This is a genomic window from Colwellia sp. E150_009 (assembly GCF_053543955.1).
In genome coordinates this window covers 23,221-39,178 of sequence record NZ_JBHFOM010000011.1, presented here as the reverse complement: position 1 = coordinate 39,178, position 15,958 = coordinate 23,221, and the positions used below count along the sequence as shown (strand labels likewise).

Sequence of the window (15,958 nt, the reverse complement as noted above, 5' to 3'; positions counted from 1 at the left end):
TATCACACGCAAAGTGCTATTTTTTTGTCATGTACTTAGCTTTATGTTTGGCTTGAGTGTATCATGATATTCATTGCGATATAAACCTAGATAAAGCAGGTCACAAAGTTTGTCATACGGCTTTCAACATTTAGCTAGGCAGTGCTTTTAATTTTGATTACACTTAATGTTAGCCAAACATAACAGCATACCATTATGGAAAAACATCAAGAATTACTAATTGCGCTAAGAAAAGTCATTAGAGCAATAGACTTACATTCAAAACATCTCAGTAAAACATCAGGTTTAACAAGCCCACAATTATTAATTATGCTTGAAATAGATAAAGCTTCTGGTGTTAATTCTAGTCAAGTAGCAAAAAGTGTTAACTTGAGTGCTGCAACGGTGACCAATATTCTAGATAGATTAGAAAATAAAAACCTTGTTTCCAGAATACGAAATACCCAAGACAAACGAAAAGTAGGATTATTTTTAACTGAAAAGGGTCAGGCGCTTTTACTTAACGCACCACACCCCCTACAAGAGCATTTTATAGATAAATTTTCTAATCTAGCTCAATGGGAGCAATCACAGCTTCTATCATCAATGGAACGCCTTGCTGGCATGATGGATGCTAATGAGTTAGATGCAGCCCCTTTATTGGAGTTAGATGCCATGATTTCCAGTAGTATCACCTCCCCAAACAAAGAGAACCTTACAAAAAACTGATTTATACATACCCCTCTTAGCGCAATAAATGTAAAAAGTGCAGATGTTTATGGTATTGATCAATAATATTATTAATCACTGCCACTTTTGACCACCCCATAATGTCGTAATCTTGGCCACCTTCGACTAAATGAACTTCTGCTCGATAGTAACTTTGTTCATCTTCATCAATTTCTGTACTTTCATTATTAAAATCAGGTTGTGAATATTTTCTCGCAAGTACTCTATATACAAATTTCTGCGACTCACCATGGTCAACAACTAAGCTCAGTCCGTTTTTATCTGAAATATTCACCCTTACCTGGTTAGCCTGCAGTTCTTTTGCTACTGAATCAAAAGCTGGTACCACCGTTTGATTAATAAATTTATTAACATTCGCCTTATTTGGAAAATCTATAACATTCTTTAAACGCATTTGCCAACTATCATTATGGTCACTGCTTGAATGGGGTATAGCAGTGATCAGCTGACTTTCCTGTTTACACGCTTCAATTCGTAACGCTTTTATCAAACCAATAATGGCAAGTAATAGTACAATAGTAAAAGGTAACGCACTGGCAATCGTCATGGTTTGTAACGCATTAAGACCACCAACCAGCAAGAGTATTCCTGCCACGACACCAATACCAACAGCCCAATAAACACGCTGCCAAAGAGGAGTATCATTCCTACCGTGTGAGCAAAGCATATCAACCACCATTGCGCCAGAATCACAAGAGGTGACAAAAAATATGATAATCATCAAAACACTAAAAAATGACAATACCGAAGTAAAAGGAAAATTTTCAAGAAAAATAAATAACGCGACTGAACTATTTTTAGTGACCATTTCGCCTAAGCCTACAACGCCTTGGTTATACACCAAGTCAATTGCGCTATTACCAAAAATAGTCATCCAAAATAAAGTAAATAATGTAGGAATTAACATGACCCCTACAATAAATTCTCTTATTGTACGACCGCGAGAAATTCTGGCAATAAATAACCCCACAAAAGGTGCCCACGCAAGCCACCAGCCCCAATAAAATATAGTCCAACCGCCTATCCAATCTGTCTTCTTGTAAGCAAATAAATTAAACGTGTTATGCACTATATCTGCTAAGTAATCTCCTATATTTTGTAAATAAGCTTGTAATAAAAATACCGTTGGGCCAAGCACAAAAATAAGCATTAATAAAACAACCGCAAGAAGCATATTTGTTTCAGAAAGTATTTTTATGCCTTTATCTAGCCCCGTTGCAACAGAAATAACAGCAAGCCCCGTGATACAACACATAATAATTATTTGGTTAGTGCTTGATATATCTATATTAAATAAATAACCAAAACCAGCATTTACTTGAGAAGCGCCTAAACCAAGCGAAGTAGCAACACCAAAAACAGTACTGACCACTGCAAATATATCAACTAAATGCCCAGGCCATTGATAAATCCGTTCTCCAATTAAGGGGTACAAAGCAGAACGTAAAGTCAAAGGTAAATTGTGACGATAACTAAAGTACGCTAACACTAACGCAACAATGGCGTAAATAGCCCACGCATGAAGTCCCCAATGAAAGAAAGTCATTTTCATGGCTTCTTTAACAGCTGTTACCGTACCGGTTTCCGCTGTAGGGGGTGACAAAAAGTGCATTAATGGCTCTGCCACACCAAAAAACATGAGTCCAATTCCCATACCAGCAGCAAAGAGCATAGAAAGCCATGAAGTTAGAGAATAATCAGGTGTTGCATGGTCAGGACCTAAACGAATATCACCATAGCGTGACAAGCCAAGAAAAATCACAAAAAATAAAATGAAGGCTACGCTAAGCACATAAAACCAACTACCATTCTCAATAATGTTCGATTGAATCAGTGTGAATAGACTTTGCGCTTGCTTAGGTAACATAGCGGTATAAAGTAAAAGCGTTATGACAATCGATGAAGCACCAAAAAATACTTTCTTATTTATTTGACTTTTAACAGTTACAGACAATTTACTTCCTAAAATTTAATTTGAATTGATATTATTTGAATTGATATTATATATGCTAAGCTTTGTTATACACAAAAAATACCCCAGTATCATACCAAATAAACCCTAAACTACCATAATATTTGATCACTATTAACACACATTAATATTTGTTAAACTACCTAAAAAATAAAATATAGTTAGAACTCTAATCATCTTTATTTAAAACATGATAAAAAAACTAAGGGAAATAAATATGAAATTCACTAAGCTGCATATTGCTATGTTAACTGCCATAACCACATCAGGCTCTCTCTATGCTCAAGAAGCTGAAAAGCAAGAAACAGGAAAAGTAGAAGTCATTGAAGTCACAGCAACTAAACGCACTGAATCAATTCAAGATGTGCCCGTTACAGTAACTGCATTAACTGGTGACGACTTGGAGAAACTTGGTGTTGCTAATTTTGATCAATACGTAGAGTTTTTACCCAACGTTGTTTTTCAAGGCACAGGGCCAGGCCAGAATGAAATCTATATTCGTGGCGCAGCAACGACACAAACCAATATATCAGTTTCATCTGTTCAAGCATTACAACCCTCTGTTGCTTTTTATTTAGATGAACAACCGGTTTCCATGCAGGGGCGTAATTTAGATATTTACGCTACTGATGTTCAACGAATAGAAGTATTACCAGGGCCACAAGGTACGTTATTTGGCGCTAGCTCTCAATCTGGCACAGTACGCTTAATTACCAACAAGCCAACACATGACGGTTTTTCCGCGGGTTTTGATACCAGTACAAGTTCTACTCAAGGTGGCGATTTAAGTAACTCAGTTGAAGCGTATTTTAATATGTCATTAACTGACTCACTTGCTGTGCGCGTTGCTAGCTACAATGATCATCAAGGTGGATGGATAGATAATATTCTAAACACACCAGGTGAAGGCGGTTACATTGGTAGCGCCGAAGTTATTAGCCGAATTTCGGGTGATGCGCTCACCAACCCTGAAAATGTACCCGTTACCATTCCAAAAAACGATGCCTTAGTTGAAGATAATTTCAATACAGCAAATTATGCGGGTGCACGTTTTGGCTTATCGTATTTATTTAATGATGATTGGGAACTTTTAGTTCAACATACCCAGCAATCTTTAGATACCGAAGGTGTTTTTGCTTATGATCCTAACCTTGAGGGCGAAACATCAACTAATCGCTTCATTCCAGAGAATAACAATGACGACTTTGGTTTAACTACATGGACATTAGAAGGACGACTTGAGCATCTTGATTTAGTTTATACGGGGGGATATCTCGACAGAGATATCAATTCAACTATTGATTACACTGGTTATACAAATGGTGGCTCCTTTGCCGCCTATTATGTTTGTAACTATGCTGGTATACCTGAAACAGAGCAAGAGTGTCTTGATCCTACTAAGTTTTATAAAGAACAAACCAGTACATCACGTATCACCCATGAGTTTCGCGTAAATACCTCTTCACAAAACGCCTGGCGTGTTACCGCAGGCGTTTTTTATGACTCACAAGAACTATCAACAGTCGGTCAATTCAATATAGCTAATACTGAAAAATTTAATAATTTATCAACAACCCTTAAAGGCACAGAAGGTATCAACAGCAATGGGGGACCTTTTCCTGCAGAAGTGAGTTTTGTTAACGATATTACCCATACAATTGACCAAATCGCACTATTTGGCCAAATTGAGTTTGATATCTCTGATACCATTACCGCAAGTTTTGGCGCACGTTGGTATGAAATAGAAGACTCTTATAAAGGTTCTACTTCAACCGTTGATGTCAGTGGTAGATTACGAGCCTTTGGTGACGGTAGCGAAACGGCATTAACTGAATTTTTCGGTGCTGAAGAAGCGGCCGCCATTCAAGCTGCTGTTGCCAGTGGTCAACTAGACACTAGCTTACTCGATAATGATGGTTCATTAACCGTTGATGATACTATTATTAAAGCGTCACTTGATTGGAAAGTATCTGATGACATTATGTTATTTGCCTCATATTCTGAAGGTTTTAGACCGCCAGTTACTAACCGCGTTGGCGGTGGTTTAGCTAAAAACCAAGAAGGCGCTTTTGACGGCTTTCGTATACCCGTTTATTCCACAACAGATAGTTTAGACAATATTGAAATTGGCTTTAAATCTACCCTATTTGACCAAAGCTTACGCGTTAATGCCACCGCGTATTATTCAAAAATTTCAGATCTACAAACGTCACGATTTGATCCAACGAATATCAGTTTCTTAGTGTTTACGGATAATGTTGGTGATGCTGAAATAAAAGGTATTGATGGCGACTTTACTTGGGCAGCCACTGATAACTTAATTATTAGTGGTGCTTTTAGCTATATCGATTCTGAATTAACGTCAATTAATAGTGAGCTGGAAGGTATAGCCCCTTCTGTTGGAAGTCAATTACCTTATTCAGCTGAATTCTCTGGTAACTTACAAGCCCAATATTTCTATTCACTCAGTAAAGATTTAACAGGGTATGTAAATGGCTCAATCAGCTATACTGGCGATAGATTAGCCAGTATGACAATGGACGCATACGTACTTGAAGATACAACTAACCTAGTTTACGGAACAGGTACAGGCTTGAGTATTGAAAAAGAAGCGGATGTTTATTCAGGTGTTAATTACAAAGACAGTAATGGTGAAACCTTTGCGGGTGGTCGTTATGTGCAAGACAGCTACATCTTAGCAAACCTCAGTTTTGGGGTGACTAATGACACATGGGAAGCTGAAATTTTTATTGATAATTTAACGAATAAAAGTGCTGTGCTATATATAGATTCACAACAATTTACCCCTAAAATTGTAACCAATAGACCACGCACTATCGGCTTTAGATTTTCATATGACTTTTATTAAATAGTCGTTATTGATTAATCAACCATAAATATCAATACTCTATTGATATTGAAGCCGTTTGATATATGTATCAAACGGCTTTTTATTGATAGAGTAACGATAGGTAGCAATTATATACAAATTTTTCTGGAGTAAATCGTTGAACCAAGCCACATTTTCCACCATCGAAAGCCAATTAAAATCTATTCAACAATTAATTCAAATAGCAAAATTTGAGGATGCTATTACACAAGGCCAACGGTTACAGCAAAAAACAACAAATACACAACACAAAATTCAATTATGGTATTTAATTGCTGTCGCCCAACGCTACGGTAAAAAATATGATAACGCACTAAACAGCATTAACAATTTACTTAAGCTTGACGAAAAACACAGTAGAGCAAATCAAGAACAAGGCTACAATTTTCTCGCTTTGAATGTGCCAGAACAAGCCAAAAGTGCCTTTGAAAAAGCAGTACAGCTGAACCCAAGTTTAGTCGCAAGCTGGCAAGAGCTTATTGAACTTTATAGAAAGTCAGGGCAACAAGATTATGTACAAAAAACAGCGAATCAATTAGAAAAACTAAAAAAGTTACCCCCTGCTCTACTTGCGGTAACAGAATACATGCACGAGGGAAAATTCTTAAAAGCAGAAAAAATTTGTCGCCATTTTTTACAAAATAATAAACATCATATTGAAGGAATGTGTTTACTTGCTGAAATAGGCATTGAGTTAAAAATATACGATGACGCCGAGTTTTTACTTGCTAGCGCACTTGAGTTAGCCCCTACACATATTTATGCCCGCTCTCAGTACCTTAATTTACTTATTCAATTAGGTAAATACAAAGCAGCAGAGCAGCAAGTTAACCAGTTATTATTAGAGCAACCAAATAACCTCAGCTTTAACATAGCTAAAGCAAACACATTAACGGGCTTAGGTAAAACAGAACAAGCCATTGCGTTATATAAACAAACGATAGCGCAAGCGAAAAAGTACATGACACCATTAAGCATGGAAAAAAATATCCAACTCGCTCACTTTCAACTGCAACTTGGCCATGCTTTGAAAGCCAAAGGTGACATCACTAAAGCAATTACTTCTTACCAAAAAGCATATCAATTAAACCCAAGTTATGGTGATGCTTTTTGGAGTTTAGCGAATACCAAAACCTATCGATTTAGTGATGAAGAAATTAGCCAAATGCAAAGTCAACAAACCAATATAGACTTACCCGCAACAGATAAAATACAGTTATTCTTCGCAACAGGGAAAGCTTTTGAAGACAGACAAAATTACAAGCAAGCTTTTCAGTCTTACCAGCAAGGAAACAAGCTACAACATGATATTAGTGGCTTTGACATTACTAAAATAGAGCAACAAGTAGAAGAACAAATAAAATATTGTACCGCCGAATTATTTGCAACACGAGGAAGTTTAGGACATAAAGCAAACGATCCTATTTTTATTGTTGGCTTACCGCGTGCAGGGTCTACTTTACTTGAACAAATACTTGCCTCACACAGCCAAGTTGATGGCACCATGGAATTGCACAATATTTTAGGTTTAGCTTCTCGATTAAAAGGGCGACAACCATCAACAAAAGAAAGCCAATATCCTAAAAATTTAAGCGAGATTAAACCAGAGTACTTTCAGCGTTTTGGCCAACAATTTATCAATGAAACTCAAACGTACCGAGAACAAGCACCATTATTTATAGATAAAATGCCTAATAATTTTCTCCATATAGGTTTGATTAAACTGATACTTCCTAACGCTAAAATTATTGATGCTAGACGCTCCCCCATGGCATGTTGCTTTAGTGGCTTTAAACAGTTATTTGCACAAGGGCAAGACTTTAGTTACAACCTTGAAGACATTGGTCGTTATTATAACGCCTATTTAAAATTAATGGCGCATTGGGACAAGGTATTACCAAACTTTGTTTTAACAGTTCATCATGAAGATATTGTGGAAAATTTAGAAACACAAGTGCGCAGAATGCTTGATTTTTGTAATATTGATTTCGAACAATCTTGCCTTGATTTTCATAAAACCAAACGAACCATAAAAACACCAAGCTCAGAACAAGTTCGCCAACCTATTTATAAAAGTGCCACAGAACAATGGCAACACTTTGAGCAATATTTAACGCCCTTAAAAAAAATATTAAATACTAACAATATTTAATTTTCTGCGTAGAAAACAGCATGGTCAGTCTAGGTAGTATATGGACTGTGACCATCATTGTATTTCATACATACATTTTGACGGCACAAATGTCGATCTACACAGAGCATGTTTAATGTAGGTTAGCATTTATTCTGACAAGCGCAATGAATTACGCCCTACATAATTTGGCTTACTATTCTATCTCATTCGCTTCAGCTATTCGTTGCAAACGATCTTGCTCTTCAATAAAAGCGGCTTTTATTTCTTCAATGACGTTATCAACGTCAGCTGAAACATTACTTTCTTTAAACAAGCCAGTGAGTTTAGTTTCAAACGTTAATTCACCACGTTCATACAACGCCCACATTTCTTGAGCATATTTACTTAATAGCAACTCAGGTGCAAATTGACCATAATATTGAGTCATATTATCAACATCACGAATTAACATGGCTTTCGCATTATTGTTAGCTGAAGCGTCTATTGCTTGCGGTAAATCAATAATAACAGGACCATATTCATCAACAAGCACATTAAACTCTGACAAATCACCGTGAACAATACCCGCACATAGCATACGTAACACATACAACATCACCAATTGATGATCTTCAATGGCTTGTTCTTTTGACATCACCACGTCATTCAGCCGAGGCGCAACATCACCCGCTTCATCCGTAATTAGCTCCATTAACAAAACACCGTCAAAACAACCAAATGGATGAGGTACTCTAACACCAGCCTCTGCTAGCGTATAAAGCGCATCTACTTCTGCATTTTGCCATGCTTGTTCTTGTTGATTACGACCATATTTAGAGCCTTTTTCCATGGCTCTAGCACGCCGACTATTTTTACTTTTTCTGCCTTCTTGATATTGAGCTGCTTTTTTAAAACTACGTTTATTGGCTTCTTTATAGACTTTAGCACAACGAATTTCATCACCACAACGAACCATAAACACAGTCGCTTCTTTACCACTCATTAATTGGCTGATGACTTCGTCAACCAGCCCATCATCAACCAATGGCTGTATACGCTTAGGAATTTTCATCGTAAGATCAAACTGTAATTTATCAAAGGGTGAAACATTTAGGCTCTCTGTTTTTCAATTTATTAAAAAGGTTACTTAACAAGTAGCCTAGCAACTTAGGCAACTTTCTTTGTATTAACTTGACTGGCAAGATATTCGTCTAATGACCCTTGAAAATCAACTAATTTTTTCTCTTTAATATCAATGATACGCGTGGCTAAGCTTGAAACAAACTCACGATCATGACTCACAAAAATTAATGTACCTTCAAACCCTTTAAGCGCATTATTTAATGCGTCTATCGCTTCAATGTCCATATGGTTTGTTGGTTCATCCATAATCAATACATTTACATCAGCCATCATTAGCATACCAAATAACAAGCGATTTTTTTCACCACCAGAGCAGTTCCGAGCTTTTTTATTCGCGTCGTCATCAGTAAATAATAAACGTCCTAACATTGCACGAACACTTAAGTCGTTGTGACAAGGTCTGCGCCATTGTGACATCCAATCCATCAGTGTTAAATCATTATCAAAAAAAGCGCCACTGTCTTGTGGGCAGTAACCTAATGATGCATTTTCAGACCATTTTACCACGCCCTTAGTTTGCACCAACTCATTCATTAAACAACGTAACAAGGTGGTTTTTCCAACACCGTTTTCACCAATAATAGCTAACTTAGCGCCAGCTTCTAATAATAAATTACCCTTTTCAAATAACACTTCGCCATCAAAACCATGGCTTAAATTTTCAAGCTCTAATGCTTGTCTGTGCATTTTTTTACCTGGTGCAAAGGCAATCTTAGGCGTAATACGGCTTGATGATTTTACCTCATCTAATTTAATTTTATCCATTTTTTTAGCGCGAGAACTGGCTTGTTTTGCTTTGGAAGCATTGGCGCCAAAACGATTGACAAAATCTTGCAATTCTTCAATTTCGGCCGCCTTTTTCGCATTACCAGATAATAACTGTTCACGTATTAACGCAGACTGAGACAAATAAAACTCATAATTACCAGGATAAATACGTAATTCCCCGTAATCAATGTCGGCCATATGAGTACAAACAGAATTAAGAAAGTGTCTATCATGAGAAATAATAATCATGGTGCACTTACGTTTATTCAACTCACCTTCTAACCAAGTAATGGTATGAATATCCAAGTTGTTTGTTGGTTCATCTAATAACAAAATATCAGGGTTAGCGAACAATGCTTGAGCAAGTAAAACACGTAATTTCCAACCAGGAGCCACTTGTTGCATTGAGCCATAATGAAAAGACTCTTCAATACCTGCTTCTAATAGTATTTCACCTGCTCGACTTTCTGCTGTGTAACCGTCCATTTCAGCAAATTGACTTTCTAAATCACCCACACGCATACCATCAGCTTCACTCATTTCAGCTTGAGCGTAAATAGCATCGCGCTCTTGCTTTACTTGCCAAAGTGCCATGTCACCCATAATAACAGTGTCAACAACGTTATGCTGTTCAAAAGCAAACTGATCTTGTCCTAGTGTGCTAACTTTGTTACCTGTACTTACCGAAACATTACCAGAACTTGGCACTAATTCACCACTGAGTATTTTCATAAAAGTGGATTTACCACAACCATTTGCACCAATCAACCCATAACGGTTGCCGTTGCCAAACTTAGCAGATATGTTTTCAAATAAAGGCTCAGCGCCAAATTGCATGGTAATGTTCGATGTAGTGATCAAAGGGGATTCCTGAATTTTTCTAACAGATAGCGAATTTTCATCGTTAATTGCCTTATTTCTCCTTAAAAGGGATAAACGGCAAAGTAACAACAAATACTCAGAATAATAAGGTCGCGCATTATACAGGAATAAATGCCAAGCCTATACCTAATATTGAAAATTAGTGGTTATTTTTTCACCTAGCTAAAAAAATGAAACTGATAAACCTGAGCTAGACTTATTAAAAATATCTATAACCGAACTCGCGGTAAGCAGATTTTATCGATCTAAAAAAACAGTTAACCGTTAGAAATTATCATGTAACTACTTAACTGCTATATGCACTTCAATTGTATTAGCATCAGGATAATACTCAAAATCAGTTGTATAGGTTCTTTGATATTGGGCGTTAATGTCTGAAAAATAGTGCCAAACCTCGGTCCAAGCATCAATAGCTATTTGAGGCATTTCTCCGTGGTAAGTAAAGACAAGGTATTTAGCTTCAGGAATCGTCACTTGCTCTAAATTAGCCTCAGGCGGAAACACTTTTCCATCAAAACCAGCAAGTACAGTAAATTTTCCTGTGTGATCAGATTCATAGTTAAAATAAACACCATAAACCCGTTCGCCATTTTCATAATCTACGGGAACGGTGTTATCAAATGTTTGCCATAAAGCAGGTATTACCCCGTTATTTGAATCCATTTCTGTGGCGTTATCGGTTCTCACAGATAGCCCATTAAGTGCCTTTTCTTCGACTAACCTTAATTCCATTCTAATACTTTCCTAATATAATGTAACAAGATAGAACCACTTACTATCCATTTTTGTGAAGCAAGTGATTAATTTTGGCTAACGTTTCTTGGTAATTTTGATAATTAATAGCAATTGAATGCCTAACGCCATTATGCTCAAGTACCAAAGACGGAAAACCTTGTTGGGTTAGCTCTCTTGCAAAATTAATTTGCTGCATTAATACTTCTTCGGTTGTTTCTGAACTAAAATCTGTAACAAAGCGCGAAAGATCCAGCGACAACTCTTCTGCCAAATCGATAAGCACTTCTTTATCTGATGGGTTCAAAGCGCGTAAATAATAAGCCTGTTGAATAGCCTCAACCATTGCTACTTGATGCCCTTGATTATCTGCGGCAATTACTGCTCTACAAGCGTTATAAGTAGAGCGTCGTGGCGTATTATTATCCCAAAATTCATAATTAAATTGTGTGCCTAACTTTTCTTCAATAGTACGCCAATGAGCTTTTATCATTGCTTGCTGCTCAGCTGCCATTGGGTTATTTGAGTCTGCCGCTAAGCCACCTGCAACGTATTCTATTTGAACTGTGCTAGGCAAACTTAGTTTTAATGTATCCCAAACAGGCCTATATCCCCAGCACCAACTACACATAGGGTCGTGTATGTAATATAAAGTTGCGTTCATAAATATAATGGCACCCTAGCCAAATAACTTTTTAAGTTTGTCTTTAACTTTTTCTTTCACTTTCTCTTTTAGTTTGTCTTTTGCTTGGTCACTAACATCAGGTCGAATTTTGATTTGATGGAATGGACCTGAAATTTTAATTGGAATTTTAATACCTGAGCTAGCCTCTTGCGCGGCTTGTCCTTCAAGCGAAGCCACCATTTCCGTAACAATATGCATTTTCATTTTGGTTTGTGGTAAGTCAATATCCCCTGCTCCTGATACGCGAATAAAAGGATTATGCAAAGATATATTATTGGTATTTGCTAACCCTTTGCTGATATTAAAAGTTCCCGTTAAGGCGGCAAAGTCTGTTTTTTCTGCATGACTAAAATCACTGTCTAAACTGACCGCGGCCAAATTACCCGTCATAATATTATTAGCACTTTTGGCAATGGCCGCTAGGTTAACCCCTCGAATAGCCCCGTCAATAAAGCTAAAGTTCAACTCACCATTAAGTTGTGCAATAAAGTCTTTTTGGCTCACTCCACTCGTTGATATATTCCATGTTAATTGGCCTTTGCCCATCAGTTTGTCAAAACCTGCTGCATCAGTAAGTAAAGGCTCAGCATTGATTTTATTCAGATCAAATTTACTGCTGATTTGATAGGGCTTCTTATTTGCCAAAACCTCAATAGTGCCTGTACCTTGCCCCTGGTATGCTTGAAAATCAAGTAAATTGATTTTGGCTTTACCTTGGTGCAAATTAATGGCTAACTTGTTTTGACCTAATTTAATTTCTCGTACAAGCAGCTTACTTGATTTAATTGCTAAGTCTGCATTAATTAACCCTAAGGCAGATAAATCTATCTCAGTATCATCCCATACTAATGGCTCACTACTAGCTTCACTCTTAGCATCAGTGCTTGGCTTAGTCGGCTCTGTTATTGTGCTTGGTGGTAAATATGGGTTCAAATTAAGCGAACCCAAATCAATATCAGCATTAATGGTTAATGGTTCAGATAACGTTATTGTTGACGAACCGGTAAAAGCTAATTTATCTAACTCAACAGAAATGTCTTTCAATGTGAGTTTGTTATTAGCAAAGTGCATATCAGAAACCAATGAGAATTGATTAAAGGCTTCGTCTTTTGCCTCTAAAGGCATATTTTGCCATGCTAATATTTGTTTGACAGAATCACCTGAAATAGCAAGTTTTCCTTTGATATCCTGACCTTTATTTTTTATTTCACCTGCATAGTTAACGTTTGTTAAATCAGATAACATTGATAGTTTGACAGTAAATGGTTGACTATTTATTACATGAGCAGGTGTAGTAATGCTTGATTCAAGCTCAAACACTTTTGCCATATATCTAACGCTGCCTGACACCGTCAGCGTTTCTTTAAGCGAAGGTAATAAAACAGCTAAACTTAACTGGTCAACAACTTTAGTTGTTTGATTTTTATGATCTAAAATTGTCAACTTTCCACCCTGTATCTCAACTTGCCCAAGACGCACATCAAATCCATCGGGTAGCACAGCTGCAGTGTCTGTGTTTTTGCTACTAAGCTCCTCAGAAGGTTCTTCACCTGTATTAGTCACAACTGGAAACTGCCAATTCACCTGTCCATCAGCTGTGGTTTCCAATAAAATATCAGGATTAACAATAACAAACTTATCAATGGTCAACTCACCAGAAAAAATGGATAGCCAAGGAATGTGAATATTCAACGCTTCAACTGTTGCCATATTGGGTTTTGAGCCGAATGGAGCATTAGCGAAACGCACTTTATTTAGCTCGATTGACAAAGAAGGAAAAAAGCTCAATTGTTTATCGCCGTCAACCGATAAGGTTCGGCCAGTGGCTTGCTCGACTTTAGTACTTACTTGATTAACAATATCATCTGTTGAGATTAGTTGTGTTGCGGCCACAATAGCGATAATTATTAAGGCTAGAATGATCGCGGAAACTTTTAGGAATATTCGCATAATGGTCTTTTATTTCGCTTAACTTGGATTAAATTTCAAAAAATGATTACTACCTACGAGTAATACTATAGTAAACAACCCTGTTCAAGTCAGTTTTTATTACTAAAATGACCAAGTTAACGGCCAATCACAAATATAAACAACGTGGCAGTATTATCCTTCTACAATAAAGAAGTTACTTTATACTTAATTACGGTATTTAAGCATTAAAATTTATGTTTCAATTTATGACCAATGAACAGGGTCAACTTGATAATATTGTTTTAATTGATGATAGAGTTTTGGGTGTTCATGAAAAAAGGCATGTGATTTCTCAAAAAACACTTCGCTAGCAACAGCAAAAAATTCCGCTGGGTTTGTTGCACCATAATAATCAAACAAAGACGGAGAGCCTGTTTTGGCTTGCTTCTTCAGTAATTCAAATTGTGCTGAAAAAACATCAGACCAACATTGATAGCTTTGCCCTTTTTCAAGCAACGGAGCACCGTTTGCTCGACCGTTTTCTTGATCTAACTGATGAGCAAACTCATGTATTACCACATTATGCCCATCATCTGGAATTTGAGCGCCATCTAACGTATCTTGCCAAGACAAAACGACTTTACCAAAGTCCCATGACTCTCCTGCCAACACCATTTTTGTCGTAAAGTGTAGGCCATTAGCATCTTTATTTTGCTGTGATTTAACAAAAGCTCGAGGATAAACCAGTATTGTTTGTAACTTGGGATAATAATCTGTTTCACGGTTTAACAGTAATAGACAAGCTTGGGCTGCAACCGTCACTTTTATTTCATCCGTAACATTAACGCCATTACAACCAACGAAATTTTTCTCCGCTAAAAAAACTTGAATATGTTGTTTAAGCTGTAACTGTAAGTCAGCAGGCATCTGCCTAAAATAAGGCACTCTTTGTTGAAGAATTTTACGCCATTCTTTTTTAAAAGGCTGCTTTATAATTTTACCCCGTTGATATCTTCGCCAGTAAGGTTTACTTACAGAGTAGCCGATAAGAATAACAGCAATCAGTATAGGTAATAGATAAGACAACATAATAAACTTAAGTAGTTAGGGTTTATTATGAAGTAGGTACGATATCTTAAAATAACAACCTATAAGTGATATTAAACTTAACCCTTAGGAAATTTTTAGCCAACATAATCATTTATTCTGTAGCAACTGGCTGATATGCTAATTACGACAAAGTCGCTCGGTAATTAGACCGACAGTCTCCCTTGGTAATCACACTAATACAAATTACGATTTTGCTAAAGGCTCGTTAGATAAAGCCTGTGTAAATTTCGCTTCTTTTTCTAACGCCTCTAAATCTTTAATAATCAATTGATTACGTTTTTTATCAAGGGTGTTTTCTTTTTTCCAAAGCTGTAATTGTTTATTAATCACTTGTCTAACAGACCCTGTCATTCGCGCTAGAACCTCATCGGTTAATCCATTCACTAAATGATAGTGATGTTCTTGCTCTTTTACACCATTATAAAATTTAATTTTATTAATATGTTCTAAAATAATACGACTTAACCGTGTTGGTACATCATGTAAAATAAGGTTACTTGCTTGTTGCTCTTTTTCACGCATCTTTTTTGCTAAGTAAGGCATGAATTGTTGGTTGAATTCAGGGTACGTCCACAACCAATTCCGCATGGTAGACAGCTTAACAGAAAGTAATTTGACTGTTGTTAGTGGCGAAATAATAACGTCATGGGGTTGATCATCAAATAACACCATTAAATCAAAACAATCACCAGCGTAAAGCATATCTAAAGTTGCTTCTCTACCTGTTTCAGGGTTACTTTGCTTGATCTCTAATTGACCATCAATCACCACAAAAAAGCGTTTGGTTAATACATCAGAATTTATGTAATCACCTTTGTGCCATTCATTAAGTTGAAACTCTTGCTGAAAATCTTCAATAAGCTTTGTTGGTAAATCAGCAAACAAATTAGCTTGCTTCACTAATACTGGGTTTGCTTTTTGAGGTAAATTTGTTGATTTTTGTGGCATAAATATCAAGGTAATAAGTCGTGAATACTGGTCTTTTTATTCTACCTAGTTGTCGCTATATAGCAAAACTAATAC

11 protein-coding genes are annotated in these 15,958 nt (G+C 36.7%); 3 read left to right on the top strand and 8 right to left on the bottom strand.

Annotated elements, in window-relative coordinates:
• The first annotated feature begins 195 nt into the window (after window positions 1–195).
• Window positions 196–708: a MarR family winged helix-turn-helix transcriptional regulator gene (locus ACE1OF_RS07175; RefSeq protein WP_448893588.1), complete on the top strand. Its 513-nt coding sequence runs from the start codon at window positions 196–198 to the stop codon at window positions 706–708.
• Window positions 709–724: 16 nt separating this feature from the next.
• Here the strand turns inward: ACE1OF_RS07175 and ACE1OF_RS07170 are convergent, their stop codons facing one another.
• Window positions 725–2,683 (bottom strand): BCCT family transporter, encoded by a 1,959-nt coding sequence (locus ACE1OF_RS07170; protein WP_448893587.1) that lies wholly within the window; start codon window positions 2,681–2,683, stop codon window positions 725–727.
• Window positions 2,684–2,918: 235 nt separating this feature from the next.
• Between ACE1OF_RS07170 and ACE1OF_RS07165 the strand changes: the two genes are divergently transcribed.
• Both ACE1OF_RS07165 and ACE1OF_RS07160 read left to right on the top strand, forming a co-directional pair.
• A complete protein-coding gene (locus ACE1OF_RS07165; protein WP_448893586.1) occupies window positions 2,919–5,570 on the top strand; it encodes a TonB-dependent receptor in 2,652 nt (883 codons plus the stop codon).
• A 139-nt stretch (window positions 5,571–5,709) separates the two neighbouring features.
• Window positions 5,710–7,743, top strand: a complete 2,034-nt coding sequence (locus ACE1OF_RS07160) for a sulfotransferase (RefSeq protein WP_448893585.1) — start codon at window positions 5,710–5,712, stop codon at window positions 7,741–7,743.
• 175 nt (window positions 7,744–7,918) lie between these two features.
• On the opposite strand, the gene ACE1OF_RS07155 is transcribed toward ACE1OF_RS07160, so the two are convergent.
• From ACE1OF_RS07155 to ACE1OF_RS07125, 7 genes are all read right to left on the bottom strand, one after another.
• Window positions 7,919–8,776, bottom strand: coding sequence for a PA4780 family RIO1-like protein kinase (locus ACE1OF_RS07155; RefSeq protein WP_448893584.1), 858 nt, complete (start codon window positions 8,774–8,776; stop codon window positions 7,919–7,921).
• Between the two features lie 95 nt (window positions 8,777–8,871).
• The gene (locus ACE1OF_RS07150) at window positions 8,872–10,476 is read right to left on the bottom strand and encodes an ABC-F family ATPase (RefSeq protein WP_448893582.1); all 1,605 of its coding nucleotides are present in this window, start codon (window positions 10,474–10,476) and stop codon (window positions 8,872–8,874) included.
• A gap of 303 nt (window positions 10,477–10,779) precedes the next feature.
• Window positions 10,780–11,229: a GyrI-like domain-containing protein gene (locus tag ACE1OF_RS07145; protein WP_448893581.1), complete on the bottom strand. Its 450-nt coding sequence runs from the start codon at window positions 11,227–11,229 to the stop codon at window positions 10,780–10,782.
• A gap of 43 nt (window positions 11,230–11,272) precedes the next feature.
• Window positions 11,273–11,893, bottom strand: a complete 621-nt coding sequence (locus ACE1OF_RS07140) for a DsbA family protein (protein ID WP_448893580.1) — start codon at window positions 11,891–11,893, stop codon at window positions 11,273–11,275.
• Window positions 11,894–11,908: 15 nt separating this feature from the next.
• The gene (locus ACE1OF_RS07135; protein WP_448893579.1) at window positions 11,909–13,864 is read right to left on the bottom strand and encodes an AsmA family protein; all 1,956 of its coding nucleotides are present in this window, start codon (window positions 13,862–13,864) and stop codon (window positions 11,909–11,911) included.
• Window positions 13,865–14,089: 225 nt separating this feature from the next.
• Entirely contained in the window at window positions 14,090–14,914 is an 825-nt protein-coding gene (locus tag ACE1OF_RS07130; protein ID WP_448893578.1) for a M90 family metallopeptidase, read from the bottom strand.
• A gap of 204 nt (window positions 14,915–15,118) precedes the next feature.
• Complete coding sequence (locus ACE1OF_RS07125) at window positions 15,119–15,883, bottom strand: Crp/Fnr family transcriptional regulator (protein WP_448893577.1); 765 nt, start codon at window positions 15,881–15,883, stop codon at window positions 15,119–15,121.
• Between the last annotated feature and the right edge of the window lie 75 nt (window positions 15,884–15,958).

Bases quoted from the DNA above. Each gene is read 5' to 3' on its own strand.
- ACE1OF_RS07175 (WP_448893588.1), top strand. From the start codon at position 196: ATGGAAAAACATCAAGAATTACTAATTGCGCTAAGAAAAGTCATTAGA.
- ACE1OF_RS07165 (WP_448893586.1), top strand. From the start codon at position 2,919: ATGAAATTCACTAAGCTGCATATTGCTATGTTAACTGCCATAACCACA.
- ACE1OF_RS07155 (WP_448893584.1), bottom strand. From the start codon at position 8,776: ATGAAAATTCCTAAGCGTATACAGCCATTGGTTGATGATGGGCTGGTT.
- ACE1OF_RS07145 (WP_448893581.1), bottom strand. From the start codon at position 11,229: ATGGAATTAAGGTTAGTCGAAGAAAAGGCACTTAATGGGCTATCTGTG.
- ACE1OF_RS07140 (WP_448893580.1), bottom strand. From the start codon at position 11,893: ATGAACGCAACTTTATATTACATACACGACCCTATGTGTAGTTGGTGC.
- ACE1OF_RS07135 (WP_448893579.1), bottom strand. From the start codon at position 13,864: ATGCGAATATTCCTAAAAGTTTCCGCGATCATTCTAGCCTTAATAATT.
- ACE1OF_RS07130 (WP_448893578.1), bottom strand. From the start codon at position 14,914: ATGTTGTCTTATCTATTACCTATACTGATTGCTGTTATTCTTATCGGC.
- ACE1OF_RS07125 (WP_448893577.1), bottom strand. From the start codon at position 15,883: ATGCCACAAAAATCAACAAATTTACCTCAAAAAGCAAACCCAGTATTA.